This is a genomic window from Bradyrhizobium sp. UFLA03-84, assembly GCF_002289535.1.
GTDB classification, from domain to species: Bacteria; Pseudomonadota; Alphaproteobacteria; order Rhizobiales; family Xanthobacteraceae; genus Bradyrhizobium; species Bradyrhizobium viridifuturi.
In genome coordinates this window covers 971,744-997,615 of the sequence record NZ_NSJY01000014.1, presented here as the reverse complement: position 1 = coordinate 997,615, position 25,872 = coordinate 971,744, and the positions used below count along the sequence as shown (strand labels likewise).

The following is a 25,872-nucleotide window of genomic DNA, read 5'->3' as shown; positions in this document are numbered from 1 at the left end:
GCAGTTACCAGCTGCGATCCACGTTGCGCACCTCACCGGTGCGTGCGTCGACATCGACCTGCATCCAGCGGCCGAGCCGGTCGCGGCCCTCGACCTCCCATTCATCGCCGAGGAACTGGGTGTTGGACACCGTCACGACGCCGATGCCGGTCGCGACGTCGAGCGCGGCCTCCATCGAGATCTGGCTGCCGGAATCATAGGCCATCGCCGGCGTCGCCGCGCCGATCGCCAACGCCGCGATCGCGGGAATAATAAAGCTTCGCATCAGTCACTCCTCATGGAACGGGATGTCATGCCGCATAAAACGAGCGGCGCACCCGATCAGTTCCAGGAACAGCAACGACCGAACAGCGCGAAACTTCGGCAGCTGCGGCAATTTGGTGGCGGTTCCGGTTTCATCGGCGCGGTTTGCGCACCGCCTTCTTCCACATCCGGAAACCGCCCTCGAATGCGTTGGCATTGTCGCCGAACCTCACCTTCGGCGGCGGATTGTCGATCTTTTCGGCATTGCCGCCGCCGAGCACGATGTAGTCGGGCTCCAGCGCCGCCGACAGCCGCGCGATGACGTCGTCGACGCTCTTGCGCCACTTCTTCAGACCGCGCCGCTCGAGGCCGGCAGCGCCGACATAGTCCTCGAACGTCGCACCCTTGCGATAGGGCAAATGACCGAGCTCCATCGGCTCATACACGCCTTCCACGATCATCGCCGAACCGAGCCCGGTGCCGAGGCCGAGAAACAGCATCCGGCCGCCCTGATAGCTGCCGATCGCCTGCATCAACGCATCGTTGACGACCTTCACTGGCCGGCCGAACGCACGATGAAAATCGAAGCCGGCCCAGCCGCGGCCGAGATTATGCGGCTCGGTCAGCGGACGGTTGTGAACGACCGGTCCGGGATAGCCGATCGAGATCACGTCATAGGACCAGTCCCTGGTCAGCACCTTGACCTGCCGTACCATCTCGGTCGCAGACAGATTGCGACCGGACTCGAATTCGCGCTTGATGCGGTCCCGGTCGGTCATGACCTTGACATGCGTGCCGCCGACGTCGATTGCGAGCACCGTCCGGCGCGACGCGGGACCTTTCGCTGTTGTGCTGGTGGTCCCGTTCGTTTTCTTATTCGTCTTCCTGCTCACCTTCTTGGCTGTCTTGCCGGCCATCGATCCGCTCTCTCTTGTGCGCTCCGAGTGGAGCAGAGAAACGCCTCGCGCGCCACAACCGCGTTCTGCCTCTGACTCCAATTTGTTCGCGGGGAACGAATCGGAATCAGGAAAATCGGCGCGGCTCAGACATTAACAACATGTGTCGGCGGACGGCATCCGCACCATCGATGTTGTACCATGGTGGGAATATTGCGCGCGCTACGCAATATCTCCGAGCCATTCGCGGCCAATCGCATCCGCCGGCATCCCGGATCAAGCGCCAGACCGCATCATCGCCGCGTTCTCCGTTCGACTCCATTTCGTTCGCGAAGAACGAATCAGAATCGAAGAATCGGCGCGAAGCGATTCTTAACAACGCGTTTGCATAGCGCGAGCGATTCACCTGCATGTCGTTTTCCTTCATCCGCACGACATGCTTCGCCCATCGCGATCCGTTCCTCATCCGACTCCATTTTGTTCGCAAAGAACGAATCGGAATCGGACAAATCAGCTTGGACCGATTCTTAACAACATATTTGCAGTCGCGATGCCGATCGGCTTTGTAGGACGGATTGGCGCAAGTGCCGGCCGCCATCGAACGCAGCACGCGAGCCGCGGGCTACGCCTCGCTAACCCGCCTCGCGTTCTGCTTTTCGTAGGCAAGCTCCGGCCGCAGCGCGCGCATCTTCTCCGCGAGCCTGCGGCTTGCCGTCTCCTGCGCGCATGCGAGGCGGTTGACGAGCGCGACATAGTCGGCATCGCTCTTGTGCTGATTGAGTTTCGATTGCCCCTCGATCTCGTCGACGACGAGATCGATCACCCTGATCGACGCCAGCATCTGTTCGCGCTTGCCGGGCTCCATCTGCGTGAGGTCCCAGGCCTGCTTCGACAGCCGCGCCTCGGAGACCGCGAGCAGCGCGTCGCCGTGGCCGCGATTCTCGCCGTGATCGCGCAGCTGCGCGATGCCGGACAGATGCACCGCCTCGTAGAGCCAGGTCGAAACATTGTCGCGCGAGACGTACCAATCGTTCGAGATGTAGGCGTCGTCGCCGGAGACAATCAGCAGGAAGCGCCTGATGCCGTCGACGAGCTCGACCAGCGGATTCTTGGCGGTGAGATGGAGCTGCACGATCACGCGATCATCGCGCCGCACGATCACGAAGGGAACATGGGACGCTCGCGGGCCGCGTGCATCTGCGGCGACGATGGCGCCGAAGCCGCGCGCCGCCGCGAAGGCCAGCGCGTGGTCGTCCTCGATGCGAAACTGGGGACGGAGGATGTGCATGGCGGCGGCGCTCGCGGCTGGAGGGAGACGACCCAGCGAGGCTAGCGCAACTTTTGCCGGAGATCACCGCCATGCACCGTCCGGCTCAGCAGATCATGGCGTTGTCGCCGTGGTCGCAGACGCCGCCGGGCTGATCCCGGGGCAGCGTTTCGAATTCGCCGAAGCGCGGCACCGCCATGCGCGGCGGCCCGCCGCCCCAGCGGCCGGCGACCGCGGCATGGCCTTTCACGATTGCATATGTGCCGGCCGGGACGTCGCGCGCCATGGCCGATGTCGTCAGCATACCGAGGGCGAGCAAGCCCGCCGCGACGTGTTTGATCGTGGTCATCGAGCATCTCCTGCTGGATTCAACAGGATGGGATCATCTCGCCGGCCTGTCGAAGCGTTTTCGCTAGAACCATGACGAACGGCGCCACCAGATTATTCCGCGACGACGCAACGAATTTGCATGCCGGCGCCCCTAAAAGCCGGAACTCAGTTCGACACATTCGATTGATCGGAGCGTGACCGCTCGTCGTTCCGGGCCCCCGAAGGCTAGAGCCCGGAACAACCGCTGGATACGCGTGGTGCGCCCCATTGGCGCTGTCATCGCCCAGCTTGACCGGGCGATGACACTGCCGGTCTGACATCTTGACGCGGGAACCATCCATCGCCGTCGTCCTGGCGAAAGCCAGGAGCCGTTACCCCAACTCTCAATTGTTGCGCGACGCCGGGGCGACAGCGCGTTTCTACAATGTAGCCCTGTAGTTACGGGTCCCTGCTTTCGCAGGGACGACGGTGCGGAGGGAGGCACACTTCGATCTCAGCGGCGGTGTTCGCCCCGTTGAACTGGCGGCACACGGCGGGTTACGCTGTCACCCATCTCACGCCCTCCCGCTGGAAGGATCACCATGAACGGCAATCGGTATTACGGCGTCCGCGTCGAGGGTGCGAAATACGGCGTGGGGTTCGGCTCGGCGCTGGCGATTGCGATCTCCTACACCAAGAACCATTCGATCCTGTGGGCGATCATCCACGGCATCCTGGGCTGGCTCTACGTGATCTACGCCGCACTGTTCGGCTGATGCGGACACTATGACCGTCATCTCGATCCAGTCGCAGGTCGCCTTCGGCCATGTCGGCAACAGCGCCGCCACCTTCCCGATCCAGTTGCATGGCATCGACGTCGTCGCCGTGCCGACCACGCTGCTCAGCAACCGGCCGGGCTATCCGACCATCCGCGGCCGCGTGCTCGACGTGCAACTCGTCGCCGACCTCCTGCAAGGCATCGAGGAGCGCGGCGCGATCGAGAGCGCGCGGATGATTCTGTCGGGCTATCTCGGCTCGGCCGACATCGGCTCTGACGTCGCGGACTTCGTTGCCCGTGCGAAAGCGGCGAACTCGGCCCTGCTGTATTGCTGCGATCCGGTGCTCGGCGACCGCGACCGCGGCATGTTCGTTCGGTCGGACGTCCCTCCACTGGTGCGCGACCAGCTCTGTCCGCTGGCCGATATCATCACGCCCAATCATTTCGAGTTCGAGTTCCTCTGCGGTGCGCGCGTGACGACGATCGATGACGTCGTCGCCAAGGCCCGTGCGCTGATGGCGCGGGGTCCCGCGACCATCGTCATCACCAGCGCCGAGCTTGCCGGCACGCCGACGGCCGAGATCGAGACGCTGGCAATCGAGCGCGCGGGTTCCGAGGGCATTCGCGCCTGGCGCGTACGCACCCCGCGCGTGCCGATCAGCCCGTCCGGCACCGGCGACCTGTTCGCTGGGCTGTTCACGGCCGCGCGCGTGCGCGGCCTGGCGACGCCGGACGCGCTCAGCCACGCCGCGTCAGGCATCCACGGCGTGCTGGTGCGCACGGCGGAGCGAGGAACCGAGGAAATGCGCATCGTCGAAAGCGCCGGTGTGATGCTCGATCCGAAGCCGCGCTTCGCGGCCGTCACCATCGACGCATCCGAATATCAGGGACACGTTTCATGATCGACACCACCACCCTCCTCACCTACGCCGCCGTCGTGCTCGGCCTGTTCCTGATCCCCGGGCCCGCGGTGCTGCTGGTGCTCGCGCGCTCGGTCACCGGCGGACCGCGCGCCGGCGTCGCCACCGGGTTCGGCATCGCGCTCGGCGATCTCGTCCACACCGCGATGGCGACATTCGGCCTGTCGGCCGTGCTGATGACCTCGGCGCTGGCATTCTCGATCGTCAAATATGCCGGCGTGATCTACCTGATCGTGCTCGGCATCCGCGCCCTGTTCGAGAAGAACGACGACCTGCATCTGCCGGCGGCGCAGCCGGTCGATCCCAGGCGTGCGTTTCGCCAGGCGATCTGGGCGGAAATGCTCAATCCGAAGACCGCGCTGTTCTTCCTCGCCTTCCTGCCGCAGTTCGTGCATCCCGGTCACGGCTCGGCCGTCGCGCAATTCGCGACGCTGGGCTTGATCTTCGTCGTGATGAGCGCGGCCTACACCTCGCTGCTCGCGCTCGCCGCCGGCCAGATCAGCCCGTGGATCCGACGGCATCGCCGCATCGGCCAGTGGCAGGGCCGCGTGGTCGGCACGATCTATATCGCGCTCGGCATCCGCCTCGCGTTCCAGGAGCGCTGATGTCGCCGCTCAAGCCGCAAGCCACCTATGACGACTTCGCGCGCCTCGATATCAGGACCGGCAGGGTCGTCGAGGTGCAGCCGTTTCCGCGCGCCCGCAATCCGTCCTACAAGGTCGGCGTCGATGTCGGCGCCGGCCGGATCATGTGGTCGAGCGCGCAGATCACGAATTACGAGCCGGCGGCGCTGGTCGGCTCGCTGGTGGTCTGCATCTGCAATCTGGGGCCGAAGAACATCGCCGGTTTCACCTCGGAACTGCTGATCCTCGGCGCCAGGGACGCCGCCGGCCAGGTGATCGTGCTCGGCCCGCGCAGCGAGGTTGCGGTCGGCGAACCGATCTTCTGACGGCCCGCGCTCATCACGGCCGCGTGATTCAAATTGTCTGAAATCCCCGTAGTTTACCGATGGGGGATGATCCGGATTCTCGGTGCCCGCGCGCGCTGCTATTCCATCGTGCGAGAATCGCTTTGGCATGGGAATCGGAAGATGTCCGCAGTTTTCTTTCACTGCTCCGACGACAAGCACGTCATCCTCGACCGCACCGGCGTCGCCATGGACCTCTCGGAAGCCTGGGTGCACGCGGAGCGGCTGGCGCGCAGCTTTGTCATGACACCGAGCGCGGAGGACTGGCGCAACTGGGCGGTCCACGTCACCGACGACATCGGGACCGAGATCTTCGAGCTGCCGTTCACCGCCGTCCTCGGCGAATTGCACTGAGGGCGTGCCATGAACGCGATGGAACTCGCCCTGCAGCCCTTGCGCCGCGGCCTCGCCCGCATCGTTGCGCGCTGCGTCGCGCTGCTCGACGGCGTCATCAACCCCTATCGCCCTGAACTGTATTACATGCGCGGGCCCGGCCCGAAATGCCGCGCCAGGCGCCAGGCCGTGCTGCGCGACTAGCGTCGAGGAGCGCCAGAGCGCACCAGGAGCGTTCGCAAACGAGAAAAGGCCGGCGGGCGTTACGCCACCGGCCTTCTCCTGCAGCTGCCGGTTCCCGGAGTCCGGTTCCGCCGCGGTCCACTTGGGCTCAAGCTTGCGCCGACAGTTTTAATCAAATCTTAACGGCATGGCGGTGAGCTGGTTCAAAGACTTCTTCGCCGTGCCGCGCGTGCCTGATCGTTCGTCGTGCCTGACGCGTTGCACATCGTTTTTGCGCGGATCGCTCGACGATTGTGTCCATGCATCTTAGGGAATGCACGACTCAGTGTTACCCTGTGATGCAAACCGAAACGGAGAACTTCGGAATGCCGTACTACACCTTCGATCTCGTGGTGGGGGACGAGTTCCGTAATCAAGGAACGATCATCCTCGAAGACATCAACCTTGCCTCCGATCGCGCCGATCAGCTCGCCAACGAGCTGTCGCAGGTCAAGCCGGAATTGAAGGCGCGCGGTTGTGCCGTGCGCGTCACCGACATAGACCGGCGCGAGCTCTACCGGACGCCGCTCGATCCCGTGCCGCGGTGGCGCAGGATCGGCTAGCGTCGGCAGGCCTCAGGTACTGACGATCGCGCTTGTTGCCGCGCGCTGCCGGTCTTGCTGTGCGCGGCGGCCGGTCACTTCTTCAGGTTCAAGCGGCCGATGAAGTCGCGCTTGCCTAGCGGCGCCCCCTTGTGGCGCAGGATGTCGTAGGCCGTTGTCGAATGAAAGAAGAAGTTCGGCAGCGAGAACGACATCAGAAATCCCTCGGCCGTGAACGGCATCGACCGATCTCCGACCTTGAACGTCACGTCGCGCCCGAGCAGCGCATTGACCGCATCCGGCGTCAGGGCCGACAACTCACTTTGCGCGTCCTTCACCAGCGCCTGCAATGCGGCGTAGTCCAGGTCGGGCTTGCCGGATGGCGGGACGAATACGCCGTTCTTCGCCGCCTCCATCGCGCCGCGGGAGTGGTGCGCGAGCGAGACCACCTGAAAGCGGAACGGCAACATGTCCGGAAACAACCGGGTCTCGACGATCTCGGCCGAATCGATGCCGTTGTCCTTGAAATGCGCGAGGCTCTTCTCGAGAAAGCCCGAGACGGAGCCGAGTATCTGCAGATAGTTGGCAACGGTCGCGTCGTAGAGTGAAAAGGCCATGGCGAATTCCCCCAGATAGAATTTGTCTGCTGCTTGCCCGAACAGAGTTCCCGGAATTTCCGGCGAAGGCAAGCGGCTCTGGGGAGTTCACCAATCGAACGATCCGGCGTGCAGTGCCGGATCACTCGACCATGCTGACGATCAGCGGTCAGCTCTGATGCGGTCCGCGCATCATCTTCATGGCGTCTTCGATATGGCGCCAGTCGCGGGCGTCTTCGGTCTCGCCCTTGCGCTCGCAGGCCACCGCGTTCTGCGCTGCCTGCGCGATCGCCTCCGGCCCGTGCTTCAGCAGCATCTGCCGCGCAATGGTGTGAATTTGCATCTCACCTATCATGGCGCTCTCCTCGGCTGTCGACCGCCGCCGGACGGGCGAATGCGCGTCCCGCGGCGCTGACATCAGAACCACCGAATGCCGCCTCTGGTTCCCGCGCGCGATGCAATCAGCGGTTCCCACGCGCCTCGGCGGCGGTTACAGAGACCAACTCCATCCCTTTCCCGAGTTGGCGTGCCATGGCGCAAAACATCTATGACGATCCCGGCTTCTTCGCCGGCTACAGCCAGCTCCCGCGGCAGGTCCGCGGGCTGCTCGGCGCGCCCGAATGGCCCGCCATCCGCGCCATGCTGCCTGATGTCACGGGCAAGCGCGCCGTCGATCTCGGCTGCGGCTTCGGTTGGGTGTCGCGCTGGATGCGCGAGCAAGGCGCGTCCGACGTGCTCGGCGTCGACCTGTCGCAGAACATGATCGCCCGCGCCACCGCCATGACGCAGGATACAGCGATCACCTACGAGATCGCCGATCTGGAAACGCTGGAACTGCCGAAGGGCACATTCGATCTCGCCTACAGCGCCCTCACCTTCCATTACGTCAGGGACTTCGATCGCCTCGCGCGCATGCTCTACCGCACGCTCGTCCCGGAGGGGCATCTGGTCTTCACGACAGAGCATCCGATCTACATGGCAGCCACGCGTCCGGAGTGGCTGCAGGATGCAGGCGGCCGCAAGACCTGGCCGGTCAACCGCTACTTCATCGAAGGCGAACGCCGAACCGACTGGTATGTGCAGGGAGTGCTGAAATATCACCGCACAGTCGGCACCACGCTGAATGCGCTGATCGGTGCCGGCTTCATGCTGCGGCATGTCGAGGAATTCTCCCCGACACGCGAGCAGATCAAGGCGATGCCTGAGCTGGCCGACGAACTCGAGCGGCCGATGATGCTGCTGGTGTCAGCACAGCGCTAGCATGATCCGGGAAACTGCGAAGCCGGTCTCCCCCGCGACAGGCGCGCAGCGTTTGCGCGGAAATCCTGCGCAACCACGAGCATCACGCCGCGAGCAGCTTGTCGAAATCCTCGAGCGGGTATGATTTGCCGTCCTTGTCGGTGATCACCACCTGCCACCCTTCGCTGGCCCAGACCTTGGCCTTGGCGATGATGATGAAGGTGCTCTCCCGCTCGATCCTGACCGTTTCGTTCTCGCGTTCTGCGATCATCTTGTAGGCCAATGCTTGTCCCTCGCCGAGATCGTCCATCCGGCGGTGTGTTGGCAGCGGCTTTGGGCTGCATTTCGCTGGGAGTGTGACAATTTGGTGGAAGCCTGCCGCAAGATGCGGCAGAGCGCAATTTGTGATGGCAGTTACGTCAACTTGCCCATCAAGGTCGGCATATCCAGCGCCGACGAGTTGACATTGACGCTGCGCGCGAATCGCATCTGCGGTCCCTCGAATGTGCAGGTCACGGTGTCGCGGAACGCCGATTCGACGAAGGTCCAGGTCATCACGAAGGTTCGCAGGTCGCGCCAGGTGCCGCTCGCGACCACGCGCATCACATCGGGCTGATACTCGTGATGCAGCTTGTTGCCGGTCATCGTCGTGGTGCCTTCGCGCGGCGCGTCGAGTCCGACCTCGACCTTGTGCGTGCCTCTGCCGTCCTCGAGCGTGAAGGTGCAGGTCTTGTCGGCGAAGCTGAGATTGACCGATTTGATCGCATCGGCATTCTCCGGCATCTGCCAGGTCTTGCCGGAAATCTCCGCTGCAACCCGCGATGATGCCGTGACCAATGGCGGCAGCAACTGCAAGGCCGCGGTTCGCGCCTTCAGCTTCCCGGCATCTGCGTCGTTCTTCGCGACCGTGCCAGCGAACATCGCCGGGAAATGCCGGAACACCAGCTTGTTGAAACCGCTACGCTGCGGGATGCCGGCGGTGATCGCCAGCACCGCATTGTGCTTGGGAAAGACGAAGCTGAGCTGGTCGAACAGGCCGTCGGCGTAGAATGTCCCGGGCCCGATCCACCATTGATAACCGTAGGTGTCCTTGACGTGCGGCTGCTGCACCGCCGCTACCCAATCGGCCGGCAGCACCTGCTTGCCGTTCCAGATGCCGTTCTGCGCATACAGGATGCCGAGCTTGAGGCAATCGACCGTCTTCCAGCTCAGGCCGTTGGCGCCGGGTGAGATGCCCTCGGGCCCGACCGGCCATTGATAGCCGGAGATCCCAAGAGGATCGAACAGCCGCGGCTTCAGATAGTCGGCCACCGCCTCGCCGGTCGTCTTGGTGACGATCGCCGACAGCAGATAGGTCGCGGCCGAGGTGTAGACCCATTTGGTGCCAGGCTGGTAGACGACCGGAATCTTGAAGAACTCGGCGACCCAACTGGTCTTGATCGGCCGCCATGCCGATCCCGACGTCATCGAGGCGTGGCCGGTGCGCATGGTCAGCAGGTCTTCGACGGTCATCGCCGCGAGCTTGTCGTCGACGACGGGCGGCAGCTTGTCCTTGAAGAACGAGACGGCCTTGTCCTGCAGGCCGAAACGCTTGTCGGCCATGGCAAGCCCGACCGCGGATACGGTGACGCTCTTGGTCAGCGAATGCATCATATGGTTGCGATCGGCGCGATACGGCGACCACCAGCCCTCGGCAACCACCCGGCCGTTGCGCCACAGCATGAAGCTGTGCAGCTCGTAACCCTGGCGGTCGACATCGTCGAGGAAGTCGAGGATCGCTGACGGCGCGATGCCCTGCTCCTCCGGCTGACCGCGCGGCAGTCCATCGGAAAAGGCGGTCTCGGCCTGCGCCATCGTCACGGCACCAAGGCGTCCATCCGGCGCGAGCAGCACGGCGGCGCCGCCCAGAAACAGCTGCAATGCTCCGCGCCGAGAGGGCTGACTTGATACGACGGCGTCAATTTCTTGATTGTTGTTTGGCATGCGCCATCTTCCGAATGCGAAGCGGAGGTTATGGCTCCGACCGGCACTGTCAACGCGTGCGGCGCGCATGGCTCCAAAACAAAAAATCCCGCCTTGGCGGGACACTCCAAGGCGGGGAAAGGTTCGTTGGGTAGAAATCCACGCGCCTGGAAAATGCGAGCACGGGGAAGTAGCAGCGCCAATTCTATTGGGCTGGGTGCTTCGGACAACAGGATTAAAGCGCGCACTACGCCGGGAGTTTTTCCCGGTCCAGCCGGCAAAAAATCCCGAACCTCGGCTGTGCGACGCGGCTCACTGCACCACGTCGAGCCTGACATTCGCGACGCCCTTGCCGATCATGCCGAGCGACTGTGCCGCGGAATACGAGACGTCGACGATGCGCCCCGGCACGTAAGGCCCGCGGTCATTGACGCGCACGGTGACCGAGCGGCCGGTCTTGACATCGGTGACGCGCAGCTTGGTGCCGAACGGCAATGTCGGATGCGCGGCCGTCAGATCATGCGCATTGAACTTCTCGCCGCTCGCGGTCTCCTGCTCGTCGCTGTAGAAGCTCGCAACGCCCTGCGATGCGATCTTGCTGTCGGCGGTCTTGCGCGAGGCATACGGCGCGTGCCTGTGCGCGGTTGCGACATGCGTGCGCGTCGCCGACGCGGCCCGGGTCGGCTCGGCCGACGCCGGCCGACTGGCGAGCGCCTGCGAGCGCTGGCTGACGACGGATGATTGCGCGCAAGCCGCGAGCGAGGCGGCGCCGATCACCATCGCGAACAGCCGCAGCGGCTTTCGCGCATGGGCAAACCGGATCGCGGGCGCGGCACCGCGCGCGCGGCTGATAACGTCGACGTACGAAATGACTGCATCGTCGCGTGACATGTTGCATCCCCAACTCGCGCCCCAGCCCAAGCCGAAAATCCAACACCCGCCTAATGAGCCGAATCCAATCGGGGCAGAACGGTGGCGAACCGCAGTCAGACACGCCTTGCAGCGCACGATTTCCCCTCAGGTGTGGTGGATGCGCCACACAACCCTGGAGACTCCCCTGGAATTGCAGCCCTGGAGCTGACCGCCCGCATGTCAATTCCCGCGCCGTCGGCTGCCCGCTCCGGTTCCCGAAACTCCCCAACCTCTCCACCCTCTCGCCTTGCTTTGGTCAAACCCGGCTGGAGTTGTGGGGACAGGGCCAGGGGTCGATACAGAGCGAAATTTGCCGGCCGCCCATTTGCGGTTTGACCTTGGACTGAAACGGGGACCGCCATGCAATCCACACTGAAAGACGCAGATCCGCACGACATCTTCGCGATCGAACCGAGCTTCGCGCCGGCCCGCCCGGACAACGCTGCCGCTGCACCAGCGGCCGCCGGCAAGGCAGCGCCGGGGCAGCGCGAGCCGTGGTTCGGCCCAAGTCTCGCGCCCTCTTCCACGCCACAGGTCGCGCCTGCTGCTGCCGTGGCCTCGGTGCCGCCGGTCGCGCCGGCAGCGATGACGGCGGTGCCGCCGGCCGCGCCGGAATACAGCGCTGCGAGCCATGACGGCAGACTGGACGACATCCGGCTGGAGCGCGCGCCGCGCCCCACCAACAAATGGGCGATCCGCGCTTTCTGGTTCCTGTTCGCGATCGCCGGCGCCATGGGCACGGCGGCGTGGCAGCACTACGGACATCGCGTCAAGCAGATGGTGGCCGAGTACGTGCCGCAGGTCGAGGCGCTGACGTCGCTGCTGCCGGGCAAATCGACCGCCGCGCCGGACCAGGCCACCCCGCCGGCAGCACAGGCGGCAACCTCCGAGCAGCCCGCCGAGGCCGCTCCGACGGCTCCTCCGCAGGACGTTGCCACCGCCGCGCCCGCGCCTGCCGCAGCACCGGCCGCCGCCGCAGCGCCGGTCGCACCCGCTGCGCCGGCAGCGGCCGCAGCCGTGCCTGACCAGACGCAATTGTTGCAGTCGATGGCGCGCGACCTCGCGTCGATGGGACAGCAGATCGAGCAGCTCAAGACCAGCATCGATCAGCTCAAGGCCGGCCAGGATCAACTGGCGCAGCGTGTCGCGAGGACGACCGAGACCCGGGCCGTCGAACCACGGCCGGTCGCCCCGCGCCCACGCGCCGCGATCACGCCTCAGGCCGTGCCGCATGCGGCCGTTGCTCCGCCGCCGGTGCGCCGGCCGGCGCAGGCCTATATCCCGCCGCCGCCTCCGTCGGCCTCAGCGGCGCCGCTGCCGGCCCCCGTTGCGGTCGCGCCGCAGGCTGCGGCACCGCGGCCGATACAACCGCAGCAACAGTCGAACATCGTCGATGCTGATGATGGCGGCCCGGTGGTTCGGCCGCCGATGCCGCTGCGCTGACGGCTGACCAACTGCTAAAAAAAACGGCCGGTCGCGGTTGACGCGATCGGCCGCTTTGCACTTTGAGTGCGAATTAGGCGCTCTGGCCCGGCGGCAGCACGACCACGGTCGCGCCCGGCTTGACGTGCTGGTAGAGGTCGATGACGTCGGCGTTGTTCATGCGGATGCAGCCCGACGAGATCGCCTGCCCGATATATTCGGGCTGGTTGGTACCGTGAATGCGGTACAGCGTGTCCTTGTTGCCCTGGTAGAGGTAGATGCCGCGGGCACCCAGCGGATTGGCCGGCCCGCCGGCGACACGCGCCGGGTACGGCCCGAGCCGCTCCTGGATGTCTTTGGTCGGAACCCAATCGGGCCACTCGGCCAGGCGGCCGACGGTGGCGACACCGGAGAACGCCATCGCCTCCTCGCCGACGGCGACGCCGTAGCGGATCGCCTTGCCGCCGGGCAGCACGTAATAGAGGTAGCGCGCGTCGGTATCGACCAGGATCGAACCCGGCTGCTCCTTGCGCGTGTAATCGACAATGTGGCGCTGGAACTGATCCGGGATCTTGGCGTCCGCATAGGGCGGATGCGCCAGCAATTGCCGATCGCGCGGCGTCATCGCGGCATCCGTCACCGGCGACAGCGTCGCCTGCATGCAGCCGCCAAGTGCAAGCGAACCCACCAGCACCGCAGCAAGCCCCAACTTCGACACGATCATTCTCCCCTGCGTCAACTTGTGGCACTTGCTGCCGAATCGTGCTGAAATCGTGGCAGCCCCGGTCGGAACACGGCTGTTTGATCGGTTCCTTCGGCAGGTGTGTCCTTGCGGTTGCAGTCAGTTCCCGCGGACGCTAGCCTTGCGACAAAATGTCTAAAACCCTCGGGAGGAATTCGATGCGTTACGCTCTGCTGGTCGGCGGCCTGATTGTCGCGGCAACCCCGGCCCACGCCGATCCGCGCGCGGCCTATGTCACGATGGTGCTGCAGGCCTTCGCCGCCAAGGTCGAGTGCCCCGGCACCGATCTCGTCTATCAGGACCTCGTGCAGCGAGCGCAGGACATGCACCTGCCCGACGGCACCACCGAGCAGGTGCGCAAGGCGATCGCCTTCATGCATACCGGCGGCAAGATGGGCGAAAAGCAGTCCGACGAGTTGATGACCGAAGTTGCGATCGCAACCCAGACCACCGATCTCGATCAGCGCCGCGCCGGCAGCATGACGACCTGGTGCCAGGACCAGAAGACGCGGCTCGCAGGGTACATCAGGACCAAGTAGTCAGCGTCAATTCTCAATCGAGCTCCGGCGGCGCGAACCAGTTGGTCAACGACAATCCGCCGTCGACCACGATCGATGCGCCGGTGACATAGCCGGAGATCTTGTGCGACAGCACGGCGACCGCCAGCGGCGCAAGATCCTCCGCCTGGCCAAGCCGCCCGAGCGGAATGTGCTTTGCCAGCGCGGGATCGGCGACGAAGCCGCCGGCCGCGATCGCCCCGGGCACCAGCGCATTGACGCGGATGCCGTGGCGACCCCAGCTCTTGGCGAGCTCCTTCACCAGCATCGCCATGCCGGCCTTCGCCGTCGAGTAATGCGGCAAGTTGCGCGGCGTGCCGGCATGCAGCGAGGTGAGCAGCAGGAACGAGCCCGGCGTCTTCGCCGCGATCAGTCTGCGCGCCAGTTCGCGCGACAGATGAAAGCCCGCATCGAGATTGACCGCGTGCATCTGCCGCCAGGTCTCGTCGTCGACCGCCATCGCATGATCGGCCTCGCGACGCGGCGGCGAGGCGCTGTGGACGAAGTGCGTCACCTGCCCGAGTGAAGCTTGCGCATGTGCCAGCAGGGCATCGCACGCCTTACGCTGCGCAAGATCGCCGACCCAGGGCAGCGCCAGCTCCGGACGTGGGGCGGCCTTGATCGCGGCCAGAACCCTGTCCTCATGCAGATCGGCGAACACGGTGCGCACACCCTCGCCGACCAGGGCCTGCGCGATGGCGCGGCCGATGCCGTTGCCTGCGCCGGTCACCAAAGCTGCCTCGCGCGCGGGATCGAACGGCGATGTGAAGAGGCTCATGGTTCCTCAGCTCCCGGACTTGCAGACCTGCCTCAGTATGGCGGTGCCTTGCGCGCGCGCTGTGCCTTGGCGGCTTCGATCCACCAGGTGAAGTCGTCGGCGAAGCGTGGAAAGGCGCGCTCGAGCGCCTTGCCGCCCTCGCCGATCGGCTTGCCTTCGGCCGACAGCGTCTGCGCGATCGGCCCCGCGCTGATCGTGCTCGACACCACCACCATGCCCATCTCCGAGAGCGTGCCGTGCCAGGCGGTGGCGGCGCGCGCCCCGGCGAACCGCCCGGCCGAATAGCTTGCGATCGCCGCCGGACGCCAGAACCATTCCTCAAGGAAATGATCGGTCAGGTTCTTCAGCCCGGGCTGCATGCCCCAATTGTACTCACCGGTGACGAACAGGAAGCCGTCGGCGTCGCGGATCTTGCCGGCGAGCGTTTCCAGCACGGCCGGCGCCTGCCCCTTGGGATGCTCCTTGTACATGCGGTCGAGCATCGGCAGGCCGACCTCCTTGGCGTCGATCAGCTCGACGTCGTCGCCGCGCCCGCGAAGGCCGTCGATGACGAAGTGGGCCAGCCGGATGCCCATGCGATCTGAGCGATAGGAGCCGTAGAGAACGAGAATGCGGTGGGTCATGATGCGATCATCGTAGCACGCAGTCGCGACACCGTCGCGCCGCCGGCTTCGATCGCCCCCGCTCCATTGGGTCGCGCCGCCAGGCAGAAGTTAACGCCGATCCGGCCGGCTTTTCCCGGCATTAAGCAATTCGTCGCAGGTCCCCCGCCCCGGCCAAAAATCGCCAGATTTCTTTTCTGGATATGGATTTGCTTCGAGAAGGAGAACCCGACATGCGGATCGCAAAGCTGGTTTTCGCAGGTTCGCTCGCGGCCATCGCTGCCGTGGCTACGCCGGCGCTGGCGAAAAGTGCCGAGCGGCAGAAAGCCGAAGAGAAATCCACCGCCACCACTTCGGTCGGCTGCCAGGCCTACCAGCAGGCCGCCGACGGGACCTGGAACCAGCTTCCCTGCGGCGAAGCGGGCGCGGGCGGCGCCACGCAGCACCGCGCCGCGACCAAGGGCGCGGACGGCGACGAACACTGATCGTCACGCCGCGCTGCTGAGCGACGCGGCGCCTTCGACTTTCGGATCATACGAATGAGCGGGACCCCCACGGGTCCCGTATCATAAACCCTGGGTTAATGCGCACCCGGTACGGTTGAGGCCTCTCCTCTCCCCGTCAAGAAATGGCGCGCATCCCATGAAAATCGGTACTCTCCTGACCGCCGCGATCGTCTCGTTGTCCGCGGTCGGCGGCGGCCTCGCGGCATACGTCGCGGTCACCAAGTATCAGACCATGGACAAGGTCTCGACCGCGCAGAGCCGGCTCGAGATCGTCCGCGCCGTCGGCGATATCCCGCGCTACATGAACCCCGAGCGTGGCTACGCCACCAACCTGCTGCTTGGGGGCGCCACGATCGATCCGAAGCAGATCGCCGAGCTCGACCGTCAGCGTCAGCTGACTGACGGCGCGCTCGCCAAGGTCAACCAGGTGCGCGCCACCCTGCCGGGATCACTCGACGATGGCGAGGCCGTCGCGCGGGAGATCGACGCGCTGAAGGTGAAGTTTGCCGGGCTGCGCGACGCCATCGCCGCTGCAATTGCCGGACCGGCTGATGTCCGCCGCGCCGCCGCCGGCAAGATCGTCGCCGACAATTCAGTGTTCAATGCCGGCGTCACCACGCTGCTCGACGAGCAGGTGCGCCGCCTCGCCGGCCTCGACGGCAACGCCTACCGCCAGGCCAGCTACGCCAACGTTGCCTGGATGCTGCGCGACACCGGCGGCCTCAACGCCAGCCTGCATAAGGCGCTGGTCGGCGCCAAGCGCGTCGCGACCGAACCGGAGAAGATGGAACTCTATCGCTCGACCGGCCGCACCGAGCAGATCCTTTCGACCTTGCAGGAGCTCCGCAACAATCCGGCGACGCCCGCGAACGTCATGACTGCGCTCGGCAAGATGCAGGCCGACTATGTCGAGCGCTTCGGCAAGGCACTGAAGCTCGCCAAGGAAGGCGCCGTGACCGGCAAGTACGAGCAGGATCTCGACACCTACTATCCGGAATCGCAGATCGGCCTCGCCGCCATCATCACCGTGCGCGACGCGTTCTACGAGAATGCCGAGCAGGTGCTCGCCAGCGCCTATTCGGCGGCGCGCTTCAGCTTCGTGATTGCGTTGATCGGCCTGCTCGCCGTCAGCGCCGTCAGCGCCGGCCTCATCGTCGTGGTCCGCCGCCGCATCCTCAACCCGATCGCCGCCCTCACCGGCCGGATGTCGCGGCTCGCCGCGGGCGAGGTCGCCGAAGCGATCCCGGGCGCCGCGCGCAACGACGAGATCGGCGCGATGGCCGCCGCCGTGCAGGTGTTCAAGGACAACCGGATCGAGGCCGATCGCCTCGCGACCGAGAAGGAAGCCGAGAACGACGTCAAGATGCGGCGCGCCCGGGTGCTCGACGACCTCACCCGCGCCTTCGAAGCCAAGGTCACCGAACTTGTCGGCGGATTGTCCGCGGCCTCATCGGTCATGGAGGACACCGCGCAATCGATGTCGGCGACCGCCGCCGCCACCAACCGCCAGGCCTCGGTCGTCGCTGCTGCTTCGGATCAGACTTCGACCAACGTGCAGACGGTGGCGAGTGCGACCGAGGAACTGACCTCGTCGATCTCGGAGATCGCCCGGCAGGTCGCGACCTCGACCGAGATCGCCGCGCGTGCAGTCGACCATGCCCGCCGCACCGGCGACACCGCGCGCTCGCTGGCCGAGGGCGCGCAGAAGATCGGCGACGTCGTGACGCTGATCCAGAGCATCGCGGCGCAGACCAACCTGCTGGCGCTCAACGCCACCATCGAAGCGGCCCGCGCCGGCGAGGCCGGCCGCGGCTTTGCCGTGGTCGCCTCGGAGGTGAAATCGCTGGCCGGCCAGACCGCCAAGGCCACCACCGAGATTTCCGAACAGATCACCGCGATCCAGACCGCGAGCGACGAGACCGTGACCGCGATCAGGAGCGTCGTCGACGTCATCACCGAGATCGACCAGATCGGCACCGCGATTGCCGCCGCGATCGAGGAACAGGGCTCGGCGACCAAGGAGATCTCGCGCAGCGTGCAGGAAGCCGCACGCGGCACCCAGGAGGTCAACTCCAACATCTCCGGCGTGCAGCGCGCCGCCGACGATACCGGCGCGGCGGCAACCCAGGTGCTGGGTGCAGCCGAACAGCTCTCGACGCAGTCGAAGGACCTCGCCGGCCAGGTCAACCGCTTCCTGTCAGACGTGCGGGCGGCGTAAGCGCGATCAGTCATCGCGCTTTGGATTCCTGTTTCGGCATCACCTTGTCGGATACCGCTTCGCACTTTTCCGGATCATGCTCCCGTCAGTTCGCAAGCCGCTCGATCAGGAGATCGAGCAGCGCACGCAGGCGTGCGAGCCGCTTCAGGTCGCGATGATAGCCGACAAAGGTGTCGCGCCCCGGAGGTGGTGCGCCGAGATCGATCAGGCGCAATCCGATCATTGAATCCGCAAGCGGCCGTGGCAAGACGGCGATGCCGGCGCCCTCTGCACACATCCGTGCCTGCACCTCCCGATTGTTGCTGCGTGAGACGATGTGAGCATTCGGCATCATCTTCTTCAGCCACACTGCATCGGGCATGCCGCCGAACGCCGTATCCATCGTGATCAGCGGCGTGCCGCGCCCATCACCCGGCTTCGGCGCGAATGAACGGTCGGCTCGCACGTAGACGCCATATTCGATGTGCATCAGCCGCCGCGAGATCACCTCCGCCTCGTCGAACGGTGTAATGCGGAATGCGATGTCGGCCTCGCGGCGCGGCAGGCTGTACAGCCGCGCATCCGTTAGTAGCTCGACCACCACGCGTGGCTGAAGCCTGGCGAATTCGGCGAGTACCGGCGTCAAGAGATGGGCGCCGAACCAGTCCGACGATGAAATCCGTAACAGACCATCGAGCTGTCGATCCTGTCCGGCGACCTCGCGCGCCAGCGCGTCGGCTTCCTCCTCCATACGTTCGGCATGGACGAGCACGCTGGTGCCTTCGTCGGTCAGTACGAAGCCGCCCGCGGTGCGCTGAAATAGCGTCTGTCCGAGCGCGTGCTCAAGCGCGCGGAGCCGCCGCCCCATCGTCGGCTGACTCTGCCCGAGCTTGCGCGCCGCCGACCCAAGGGTCCCTTCGCGCGCGACGGCGAGGAATATTTTGAGATCGCTCCATTCCATCGGCCATCTCATTCAAGAATGAATGGACAGACTACAATATCGTCTATTTCCAAACAATCATGACGCCGTCAGATTTGAGCGCAACCAAGGAGTTCGAGATGACCGACCAATCTTCGATGCGCGCCGCGATACTCGACGCCCCCAACACGCCCTTTCGTCCGACCGACATTGCGCGGCCGCAGGCGGGACCCGGCCAGGTGCTGGTCCGCATCAACGCGAGTGGTGTGAATCCGCTTGATCTCAAGATTGCGGCAGGTAAGGCAGCGCATGCCCGGCAGCCGCTGCCTGCCATCCTCGGGATCGATCTCAGCGGCGTTGTCGAGGCTGTCGGCCCCGGCGTGACAGGATTCCACAGGGGTGACGAGGTCTACGGCATGACCGGCGGCGTCGGCGGGCTCCAGGGTGCGCTTGCCGATTATGCGGCCGTCGATGCCGACCTGCTGGCGCCGAAGCCTTCCAATCTCTCTATGCGCGAAGCCGCGGCACTGCCGCTGATCTTCATCACCGCGTGGGAAGGTCTGGTCGATCGCGCGCAAGTCGCCGCCGGCCGGAAAGTTCTGATCCATGGCGGAGCCGGCGGTGTCGGCCATATCGCCATCCAGATCGCGCGCGCCTTCGGTGCCGACGTCTATGCCACCGGCTCGGCAAACAGCCTGCCGCTCATCGAACGTCTCGGTGCAACGCCGATCGACTACACCAGCGCGACCGTCGAGGAATACGTCGCCCGCCACACGGACGGCCGCGGCTTCGACATCGTGTTCGACACCGTCGGCGGCGCGACACTCGACGCTTCCTTCAACGCGGTGCGCCGCTTCGGCCACGTCGTCAGCGCGCTCGGCTGGGGCACGCACGCACTGGCACCGCTGTCGTTTCGCGCCGCAAGCTATTCGGGTGTGTTCACGCTGCTACCGTTGCTGACCGGCGAAGGCCGCGTGCATCACGGCGAGATTCTGCGCGAGGCGACGCGGCTGGTCGAAAACGGCAAGATCGTGCCCCGCCTCGATCCGCGTCACTTCACGCTGGCGACGATCGCCGATGCGCACGCCGCGATCCGGGACCGGACCGCGACCGGCAAGGTGGTGGTGGATGTCGCGGTCTAGTCTTGGCCGTCGCGCCCCGAAGCCTAACCTCCCCGCAGGCCGAGCACGCGGCGCGCGATCGCCTGGCGATGGACTTCGCTCGGGCCCTCATAGACCCGCATCAGGCGGGCCTTCTGCCACAGCGCATTCAGCGGCAATTCCAGCGTCACGCCGAGCGCGCCGAGCGTCTGCATGGCGTGGTCGCAGGCGTCGTAGGCCATCTCGGTCGCGAATACCTTGATCATCGAGGCCTCGTGGCGGATGTCCTCGCCGCGATCGGTCTTGTCGGCGGCATCCCGCACCATCAGCCGGCAGGCGTGCATCCGCGTCGAGATGTCGGCGATCCACCACTGGATCGCCTGGCGCTCGGCGAGCCTGACGCCGAACGTCTCGCGCTGCTTGGCGTGCTCGCACATCATGTCGAGCGCGCGCTTGGTGATGCCGACGCAGGTCGATCCCATCTCGAGCCGCCGCGTGCGCAGGCGCAGCTGCATCGGCGCGTAGCCCTTGCCGACCTCGCCCAGCACGGAGTCCTTCGGGATGCGGCAGTCCTCGAACACGATCTCGTAGGTCGAGCCGCCGCCGACCATCGGGATCTCGCGCTCGATGATGAAGCCGGGCGTGCCCTTTTCGACGATGAAGGAGGTGATGCCACCCTGGCGCTGATCGCTGCCGACCCGCGCCATCACGATGATGAAGTCGGCGGCGCGCGCATTGCTGATCCAGATCTTGCGGCCGTTCAGCACCCACTGTTCACCCTCGAGCAGCGCGCGCGTCTTCATGCCTGCAGGATCGCCGCCGGCGCCGGGCTCGGAAATCGCGATCGCCGACGCCATCCGGCCTTCGATATAGGGCTGCAGGTATTTCTTCTTCTGCGCGTCGGTGCCGACCGCCTGCAGCATGCGCAGGTTCGGCGAGTCCGGCGGCAGCACGAACGGCACGCAGCTGCGGCCTAGCTCTTCGTGCACCGCAGCCATCGTGCGCGTCGGCAAATCGTGGCCTCCGAGATCCTCGGGCGCATCGAGGCCCCAGAGGCCGAGCTCCTTGGAGACGTCGCGCAGCCGCTTGCGATGCTCCTGCGTCAGCTCGGGATGATCGCTGCCGGGCAGTTTCGATTTCAGATATTGCGGCTCGAGCGGGATCAGTTCGCGGTCGACGAACTTCGCGACGGTCTCGCGGATCATGGCTGTCTGTTCATCATCGCTCATCTGACATTCCTCGCCTGTGCTGTTTCGTTTCACAAAACCAGTAGCGCATTTTTCATCGGCAGGAATAGCGGAAACGCGCGCTTACGCTCACTGTCGCGCGATGGTTTCATGGTGCGGAATTCAATATCCCGCGGCGCGGTCAGCGCGTGCGCAATTGCGCCGGACGCTCCGGCGCGTCGAGCAATCGATCTCGCAGCACCAGGTGATTGGCCGCAAGAAAGCGATCGACGATCGGCGCCCAGATCGCCGATCCATTGACGCTGAACAGCATGTGACCGTCGCTGCCGAAGGCGGCCGCGCGAACCAGTGAGAGCTTGCCGCCAGACTTGGCGAATGCATCCGACAACCGCGTCACGAGTTTCGGACCGAAGAAGTGGTCGTTGTCGGCGGAGACCCAGAGCAGCGGAACGCGCGAGGATTGGCCGAACTGCGCGAATGCGTCGACAAGCTCGCCTTCCCCGCAGACCGTATCGGGGCCGCTCGATCCACGGCCCGGCGCGAACACGATGGCGGCCGCCAGACCCGACGGAGCAATCGACGTCAAGGCGACCGTGGCGAAGCCGCCGGCCGAGCGGCCGACGCTGATCCACTTTCCCCTGCTGACGTAAGCCTGGCCGGTCATGAATTTGGCGGCGGCCGCGATGTCGCTGGCGCCGGCGCGGCCGGCTTTCTCGTAGTCCGGACCGGAGCACGGTCCGTAAGTCTCGGCCCACCCGCCCTGCGAGGTGCCGTAGCCGCGGCGCAGGAACGCCACCGCCACCCAGCCCCGCCGCGCAAACTCCGCAGCCTGCGCCCACATTCCGTAGGGGCTCATCGCCGGGCGGTCGCTCGCCGAAGGCGGCGAGCCGTGATTGAGCAGGACCAGCGGATGCGGCTGGCCGTCATCGGGCCGCAGCACGATCGCGTCGAGCAGCGCAGTGGGCGGCCCTGCCCCTCCCGCATTCGGCACCGGGATCTTGAGGGTATCGAGGCGCACGCCCTCGGCTCGCCCGGCCCCGAAGGTCGAGATCAAGAGCGCCAGGGCCAGAACGGCCGCGCCGATGCTGCCGCTCCGCGCTGGTCGGATCATTCGCTAGTCCGCAAAGCCGACGTAGCGAACGAAGTCGCTGTTGGCCTCGCGGTCCGACCGCACCGCATTGGCGGCAAAGCTGTCGTCGGGATAGCCCATCGCGACGCAGGTCATGATCACCTGGTCTTCCGGGATGTTGGCAACCTCGCGCACGATGTCCGAGCGCATGATGCCCTGGCCGTTGATCACGCTGCCAAGACCGCGATCCCAGGCCGCCAGCACGATGCCGTAGCAGAGCGCGCCGAGATCGAAATGGCAGACCGCGCCGGGATCGAGGATCCGGTCGTAGGCCAGGACCAGCGAGACCGGGGCGTCGAACTGGCGGAAGCCGCGCAGCACCCAGTCCTGCCGCATCGGCTTGTCGTCGCGGGCAATCCCCATGGCGCCGAACAGCTTCTTGGCGATGTCGACCTGGCGGCCGCGGTGCACGCCCTGGTACTCGCCATGGCTGACGATGTCGCGCTTGGCCTTGGCGCCGGCGACCATCTCCTCCATGTTGCGGCGGCGCACTTCCTCGAGCGGCTCCCCGGTCAGGACATGGACGTGCCAGGGCTGAGTGTTCATCGAGGACGGCGCGCGCTTGGCCACCTCGATGATCTCCTCGACGGTCGCCCGGGACACCGGCTGCTTCTTGAACCCGCGCACGCTTTTGCGTGTCTGTACCAGCGTCTCGAAATCCATTCCGCGTTTCCCCCATTTTGTTCCGCGCCGCACACGGAATTTTCTCGCGGCTATCCGGGTATTTTATAGACAAAATCGGCTGTGGGAACTTGATCGGGCCAAGAATCCGATATCCAATCCGGTCACTGGTTTGGTTTAGGGAGAACCCAGATGAAGCGGATTTTCTTGGCGGCCGTGATCGCGACCTTTGCCGCCGGTTCAGCATTTGCTCAGGACGCCTCCTGCGAGACGAAGGCCGTCGGCAAGGACGGCAAGCCGCTGGCCGGCGCAGCCAAGACCTCGTTCATGAAGAAGTGCACGATGGATACCTGCGAGACCAAGGCGGTCGGCTCGGACGGCAAGAAGCTCGCCGGCGCGGCCAAGACCTCATTCATGAAGAAGTGCCAGAGCGGCGCCTGAGGCCCCTCGCCGGCGCCTATTCACTCCCTCAATCGGGATCGACCATCGGGTCGCGCGGCGCGCGGCCCGTTCACTATTGACGCGTCGCGGCTGCGGCCCGTTGACTATTGACGAATGGATGGACCGCTCAGAACGAGACGCCGACCCGGACGCCCTTGCTCCAGACCCGCCGGCAACGCTTCCGGGTGTTGCCGTGAAACATCTCGAAGCGCTCGGGCAGCTGAACCGGCTTTGCGAATTCCAGGCAGGCTCCGCCGGCGGAATAATCCACCAGCCGGCACTCAATCAGCGGCGCCTTCGGCTCGATCTGAAGTTTGACCACGCTGGACACGCATCCTGACGGACGAACACGCGCAAATCGTCGGGGATGCATCAGGCCGCCTCTGGTGGAATCGTACCAACAGATTCCCCACCGGCCGTTAAGATTCCGTTCAGACCGAATGTTACGAATCATGTCTGGCGTCGGTCACGACGCCGGGACGACGCGAAGCCGCCAGCGTCTCCGACGGCGCTTCCCCGAACTGCGACCGGTAGCTCCGCGAGAAATCGCTGAGGTGCCAGAACCCATAGGCCAGCGCACAGGCCTTGACGCTGGGCGCACCGGCGAGCAGCTGCTGGCGCACCAGCCAGAGCCGGCGCAAACGCAAATAGCGATGCAGGCTCACGCCCCGGTAGCGCTGGATCGCATCGTGCAGCGTGCGCACGGACACCCCGATCTGCCTGGCGAGTTCGCCGCTATAGATCGGATGAGCGACGTCGCCGGCGAGAATGGCACGCGCGTCGTTGAACACCTTGAACTGGCGCGTCGTGTTGGCCCGCGTCGTCCACTTGGCCGGAACGACTTCGGAGAACGCGTTGTCGATCGCCGCAAGCAGCGTCTCCTTGATCGATGCGCCGGTCGCGAACTCGGCTATCGTCACCTGGTCAGACGTCACGAGCAGCACCTGTCTCACAAGTTCACGCAGCAGATCCTGCGCGCGTTGTGAAATTTCGTGAATGCTGAAATGGAGACCGGGGTTCGGCCAACCGCGGTCAAGGATCTCGGGCGTGAACATCACCGAGACGTACTGGCGGGGTGTCTCCTCGACGGACGTGTAGAACGCGCCGCCGCCGCCGAGCACGATCACCGCGCGGTCGCGCTCGACGCCGTTGAAGCGCATCGGCACGCCGTCGTCCATCGTGAAGCCGACCGCGGTCGTATGCGGCGCAAGCTGGGCGTCGACGATCCGTGGAAACGACTGCGTGTAGTTGAGCTCGCATCCCGGCAAGCTCAGGATGACCTGCTCGGCCGAAATCTTCCGCGCAAGTGGCGTGAAATCAACATCCAGGTTTCGGATCGAACTCCGGAACGCATCAACGTCGTCAAAACGAAAGACTCTCGGCACCAGCAATGGCGCCGTCAAATGACCGCTCCTATGAAATGTTCTTGAAATTTCTTGCGCGGCGCCGCGCCTGGCGCGCCGGCCTCATCGATAATGTCCATGCACCAAATGCGAATCGTCAGACGAATACAATCAGAAAAAATGCGGGCCGTTCGTCGAACCGGACAATCAGGCAAATGATCCCTGCTGCCGAATTTCGATAGTGTTAGCCGGGATATCCACCGTCGGGACCGGCCATCCCATCAAATTCTATACCCCTATTAAAGATTCGGGGAGCAGATTGGCATTGGGAACGATGATGTTCCCCGTCGCGGAACATTTTAAGGACCGCAATGACAGCTATTGCCTCGCCCGATCTCATTGCCAAGCTCGACCACGTCTTGAAAGCCGGCTCCCCCGACCTCTGCACGCGCATGCTGCAGGAGGTGGCCGGGCTGTTTCTCGAGGACGCGCATCGCCTCAGCGCACGCCACGTCGAGGTGTTCGACGACATCCTGCTCCGCCTGAGCGAGAGCGTCGAGCTGCGGACCCTGACGACGCTGAGCCGCTCGCTCGCCGACCTCCATCTGGTGCCGAGGAAGCTCGCGCGTCGCCTGGCCAACCATGACGACGCCGACGTCGCCGCACCAATCCTGCGGGCCTGCGACTGCATCCCCGAGACCGATCTGATCGATATTGCCTGGATGCGCGCCGAGGGACACCTCAGCGCGATCGCAGGGCGCAAGGCCGTCAGCCAGGAGCTCACGGATATTCTGCTGATGCGCGGTGACGGCAGCGTGCTTCGCGTGCTCGCGGGCAACCCCGGCGCCGATATCACCAGCGCAGGCCTCGCCATGATGGTCGACGCCGCCGAATGCGACGAGGAGATCGCGGGCGCGTTGATCGCGCGCAAGGACCTCCCTCGCCGCGTTCTCGCCGACCTCGTGAGGCGATCCACGCCCCGCCAGCAGGCCCGGCTGCTCAAGATCGCGCGTCCCGACATCCAGGACGCAATCCGCGCGGCCATTGATGCCGGCGCCGCCCGCGCCTTCGCGAACCCACCAGCCACGATCGACGATGCGAAGGCGCGGGCCAAGGCGATGACCAAGCCATTTTCAGTGTGA

At 65.2% G+C, this 25,872-nt stretch carries 33 protein-coding genes; 15 read left to right on the top strand and 18 right to left on the bottom strand.

What is annotated here, in order from left to right; translation table 11 throughout:
• Positions 1-4 precede the first annotated feature (4 nt).
• The 4 genes from CK489_RS26295 to CK489_RS26280 all read right to left on the bottom strand — a co-directional run bounded on the left by CK489_RS26295 (position 5) and on the right by CK489_RS26280 (position 2,755).
• A complete protein-coding gene (locus tag CK489_RS26295; RefSeq protein ID WP_050631875.1) occupies positions 5-265 on the bottom strand; it encodes a PepSY domain-containing protein in 261 nt (86 codons plus the stop codon).
• A gap of 130 nt (positions 266-395) precedes the next feature.
• Positions 396-1,160, bottom strand: a complete 765-nt coding sequence (locus CK489_RS26290; protein ID WP_502694142.1) for an ROK family protein — start codon at positions 1,158-1,160, stop codon at positions 396-398.
• 601 nt (positions 1,161-1,761) lie between these two features.
• Complete coding sequence (locus tag CK489_RS26285; RefSeq protein ID WP_050631877.1) at positions 1,762-2,427, bottom strand: FMN-binding negative transcriptional regulator; 666 nt, start codon at positions 2,425-2,427, stop codon at positions 1,762-1,764.
• Between the two features lie 85 nt (positions 2,428-2,512).
• Positions 2,513-2,755 (bottom strand): hypothetical protein, encoded by a 243-nt coding sequence (locus CK489_RS26280; protein ID WP_050631878.1) that lies wholly within the window; start codon positions 2,753-2,755, stop codon positions 2,513-2,515.
• Positions 2,756-3,317: 562 nt separating this feature from the next.
• Between CK489_RS26280 and CK489_RS41850 the strand changes: the two genes are divergently transcribed.
• The 7 genes from CK489_RS41850 (at position 3,318) to CK489_RS26255 (ending at position 6,498) form a co-directional block, all read left to right on the top strand.
• Positions 3,318-3,491, top strand: a complete 174-nt coding sequence (locus CK489_RS41850; RefSeq protein WP_016840760.1) for a hypothetical protein — start codon at positions 3,318-3,320, stop codon at positions 3,489-3,491.
• A gap of 10 nt (positions 3,492-3,501) precedes the next feature.
• Positions 3,502-4,395: a pyridoxal kinase PdxY gene (gene pdxY / locus CK489_RS26275; protein WP_095734327.1), complete on the top strand. Its 894-nt coding sequence runs from the start codon at positions 3,502-3,504 to the stop codon at positions 4,393-4,395.
• Positions 4,392-5,018 (top strand): LysE family translocator, encoded by a 627-nt coding sequence (locus CK489_RS26270; protein ID WP_095734326.1) that lies wholly within the window; start codon positions 4,392-4,394, stop codon positions 5,016-5,018. Before pdxY ends, CK489_RS26270 begins: the two co-directional genes overlap by 4 nt.
• The gene (locus CK489_RS26265; protein ID WP_095734325.1) at positions 5,018-5,362 is read left to right on the top strand and encodes a tRNA-binding protein; all 345 of its coding nucleotides are present in this window, start codon (positions 5,018-5,020) and stop codon (positions 5,360-5,362) included. Before CK489_RS26270 ends, CK489_RS26265 begins: the two co-directional genes overlap by 1 nt.
• Positions 5,363-5,503: 141 nt before the next feature.
• Entirely contained in the window at positions 5,504-5,734 is a 231-nt protein-coding gene (locus CK489_RS26260; RefSeq protein WP_095734666.1) for a DUF6894 family protein, read from the top strand.
• 9 nt (positions 5,735-5,743) lie between these two features.
• Positions 5,744-5,917 carry a hypothetical protein gene (locus CK489_RS41845; protein WP_167350196.1) on the top strand — a complete coding sequence of 58 codons (174 nt, stop codon included), beginning with the start codon at positions 5,744-5,746 and terminating at the stop codon, positions 5,915-5,917.
• A 344-nt stretch (positions 5,918-6,261) separates the two neighbouring features.
• Positions 6,262-6,498, top strand: a complete 237-nt coding sequence (locus CK489_RS26255; RefSeq protein ID WP_050631888.1) for a hypothetical protein — start codon at positions 6,262-6,264, stop codon at positions 6,496-6,498.
• Between the two features lie 74 nt (positions 6,499-6,572).
• Here CK489_RS26255 and CK489_RS26250 read toward each other — a convergent pair whose 3' ends face one another.
• Positions 6,573-7,094 carry a DUF1993 domain-containing protein gene (locus tag CK489_RS26250; protein WP_095734324.1) on the bottom strand — a complete coding sequence of 174 codons (522 nt, stop codon included), beginning with the start codon at positions 7,092-7,094 and terminating at the stop codon, positions 6,573-6,575.
• Between the two features lie 148 nt (positions 7,095-7,242).
• The gene (locus CK489_RS26245) at positions 7,243-7,428 is read right to left on the bottom strand and encodes a hypothetical protein (protein ID WP_094194399.1); all 186 of its coding nucleotides are present in this window, start codon (positions 7,426-7,428) and stop codon (positions 7,243-7,245) included.
• Between the two features lie 176 nt (positions 7,429-7,604).
• On the opposite strand from CK489_RS26245, the gene CK489_RS26240 reads away from it, so the two are divergent.
• Positions 7,605-8,333 carry a class I SAM-dependent methyltransferase gene (locus CK489_RS26240; RefSeq protein ID WP_095734323.1) on the top strand — a complete coding sequence of 243 codons (729 nt, stop codon included), beginning with the start codon at positions 7,605-7,607 and terminating at the stop codon, positions 8,331-8,333.
• 82 nt (positions 8,334-8,415) lie between these two features.
• Here CK489_RS26240 and CK489_RS26235 read toward each other — a convergent pair whose 3' ends face one another.
• The 3 genes from CK489_RS26235 to CK489_RS26225 form a co-directional block, all read right to left on the bottom strand.
• On the bottom strand, positions 8,416-8,622 hold the full coding sequence (locus tag CK489_RS26235) for a hypothetical protein (protein ID WP_050631882.1): 207 nt from the start codon (positions 8,620-8,622) through the stop codon (positions 8,416-8,418).
• A 104-nt stretch (positions 8,623-8,726) separates the two neighbouring features.
• Positions 8,727-10,232, bottom strand: coding sequence for a serine hydrolase domain-containing protein (locus CK489_RS26230; protein ID WP_050631883.1), 1,506 nt, complete (start codon positions 10,230-10,232; stop codon positions 8,727-8,729).
• Positions 10,233-10,586: 354 nt separating this feature from the next.
• Positions 10,587-11,165 carry a septal ring lytic transglycosylase RlpA family protein gene (locus CK489_RS26225; RefSeq protein WP_094194398.1) on the bottom strand — a complete coding sequence of 193 codons (579 nt, stop codon included), beginning with the start codon at positions 11,163-11,165 and terminating at the stop codon, positions 10,587-10,589.
• A gap of 381 nt (positions 11,166-11,546) precedes the next feature.
• Between CK489_RS26225 and CK489_RS41840 the strand changes: the two genes are divergently transcribed.
• A complete protein-coding gene (locus CK489_RS41840; protein WP_095734321.1) occupies positions 11,547-12,629 on the top strand; it encodes a hypothetical protein in 1,083 nt (360 codons plus the stop codon).
• 73 nt (positions 12,630-12,702) lie between these two features.
• On the opposite strand, the gene CK489_RS26215 is transcribed toward CK489_RS41840, so the two are convergent.
• The gene (locus CK489_RS26215) at positions 12,703-13,332 is read right to left on the bottom strand and encodes a L,D-transpeptidase (RefSeq protein ID WP_244486461.1); all 630 of its coding nucleotides are present in this window, start codon (positions 13,330-13,332) and stop codon (positions 12,703-12,705) included.
• A gap of 176 nt (positions 13,333-13,508) precedes the next feature.
• On the opposite strand from CK489_RS26215, the gene CK489_RS26210 reads away from it, so the two are divergent.
• Entirely contained in the window at positions 13,509-13,889 is a 381-nt protein-coding gene (locus CK489_RS26210; RefSeq protein ID WP_095734320.1) for a hypothetical protein, read from the top strand.
• A 13-nt stretch (positions 13,890-13,902) separates the two neighbouring features.
• Here CK489_RS26210 and CK489_RS26205 read toward each other — a convergent pair whose 3' ends face one another.
• Together CK489_RS26205 and CK489_RS26200 are read right to left on the bottom strand one after the other, a co-directional pair.
• Positions 13,903-14,685, bottom strand: coding sequence for an SDR family NAD(P)-dependent oxidoreductase (locus tag CK489_RS26205; RefSeq protein WP_050627628.1), 783 nt, complete (start codon positions 14,683-14,685; stop codon positions 13,903-13,905).
• Positions 14,686-14,717: 32 nt separating this feature from the next.
• Entirely contained in the window at positions 14,718-15,308 is a 591-nt protein-coding gene (locus CK489_RS26200) for an NADPH-dependent FMN reductase (protein WP_050627627.1), read from the bottom strand.
• A gap of 212 nt (positions 15,309-15,520) precedes the next feature.
• Between CK489_RS26200 and CK489_RS26195 the strand changes: the two genes are divergently transcribed.
• Both CK489_RS26195 and CK489_RS26190 read left to right on the top strand, forming a co-directional pair.
• Positions 15,521-15,772 (top strand): hypothetical protein, encoded by a 252-nt coding sequence (locus CK489_RS26195; RefSeq protein ID WP_050627626.1) that lies wholly within the window; start codon positions 15,521-15,523, stop codon positions 15,770-15,772.
• Between the two features lie 157 nt (positions 15,773-15,929).
• Positions 15,930-18,011: a methyl-accepting chemotaxis protein gene (locus CK489_RS26190; protein WP_095734319.1), complete on the top strand. Its 2,082-nt coding sequence runs from the start codon at positions 15,930-15,932 to the stop codon at positions 18,009-18,011.
• 85 nt (positions 18,012-18,096) lie between these two features.
• On the opposite strand, the gene CK489_RS26185 is transcribed toward CK489_RS26190, so the two are convergent.
• A complete protein-coding gene (locus CK489_RS26185; protein WP_050627624.1) occupies positions 18,097-18,951 on the bottom strand; it encodes a LysR family transcriptional regulator in 855 nt (284 codons plus the stop codon).
• A 98-nt stretch (positions 18,952-19,049) separates the two neighbouring features.
• Here CK489_RS26185 and CK489_RS26180 point away from each other — a divergent pair, with 98 nt between their 5' ends.
• Positions 19,050-20,051 carry a zinc-dependent alcohol dehydrogenase family protein gene (locus CK489_RS26180; RefSeq protein ID WP_198961026.1) on the top strand — a complete coding sequence of 334 codons (1,002 nt, stop codon included), beginning with the start codon at positions 19,050-19,052 and terminating at the stop codon, positions 20,049-20,051.
• A 23-nt stretch (positions 20,052-20,074) separates the two neighbouring features.
• On the opposite strand, the gene CK489_RS26175 is transcribed toward CK489_RS26180, so the two are convergent.
• From CK489_RS26175 to CK489_RS26165, 3 genes are all read right to left on the bottom strand, one after another.
• Complete coding sequence (locus CK489_RS26175; protein WP_095734318.1) at positions 20,075-21,238, bottom strand: acyl-CoA dehydrogenase family protein; 1,164 nt, start codon at positions 21,236-21,238, stop codon at positions 20,075-20,077.
• A gap of 139 nt (positions 21,239-21,377) precedes the next feature.
• Positions 21,378-22,307, bottom strand: coding sequence for an alpha/beta hydrolase family protein (locus CK489_RS26170; protein WP_095734317.1), 930 nt, complete (start codon positions 22,305-22,307; stop codon positions 21,378-21,380).
• Between the two features lie 3 nt (positions 22,308-22,310).
• Complete coding sequence (locus CK489_RS26165; protein ID WP_095734316.1) at positions 22,311-22,988, bottom strand: nitroreductase; 678 nt, start codon at positions 22,986-22,988, stop codon at positions 22,311-22,313.
• 150 nt (positions 22,989-23,138) lie between these two features.
• Between CK489_RS26165 and CK489_RS26160 the strand changes: the two genes are divergently transcribed.
• Positions 23,139-23,387, top strand: coding sequence for a hypothetical protein (locus tag CK489_RS26160; RefSeq protein ID WP_076860250.1), 249 nt, complete (start codon positions 23,139-23,141; stop codon positions 23,385-23,387).
• Between the two features lie 127 nt (positions 23,388-23,514).
• Here the strand turns inward: CK489_RS26160 and CK489_RS26155 are convergent, their stop codons facing one another.
• Together CK489_RS26155 and CK489_RS26150 are read right to left on the bottom strand one after the other, a co-directional pair.
• Positions 23,515-23,760: a PilZ domain-containing protein gene (locus CK489_RS26155; protein WP_198961025.1), complete on the bottom strand. Its 246-nt coding sequence runs from the start codon at positions 23,758-23,760 to the stop codon at positions 23,515-23,517.
• A 70-nt stretch (positions 23,761-23,830) separates the two neighbouring features.
• A complete protein-coding gene (locus tag CK489_RS26150) occupies positions 23,831-24,790 on the bottom strand; it encodes an AraC family transcriptional regulator (RefSeq protein ID WP_245350507.1) in 960 nt (319 codons plus the stop codon).
• A gap of 311 nt (positions 24,791-25,101) precedes the next feature.
• On the opposite strand from CK489_RS26150, the gene CK489_RS26145 reads away from it, so the two are divergent.
• Positions 25,102-25,872 (top strand): DUF2336 domain-containing protein, encoded by a 771-nt coding sequence (locus tag CK489_RS26145; protein ID WP_095734313.1) that lies wholly within the window; start codon positions 25,102-25,104, stop codon positions 25,870-25,872.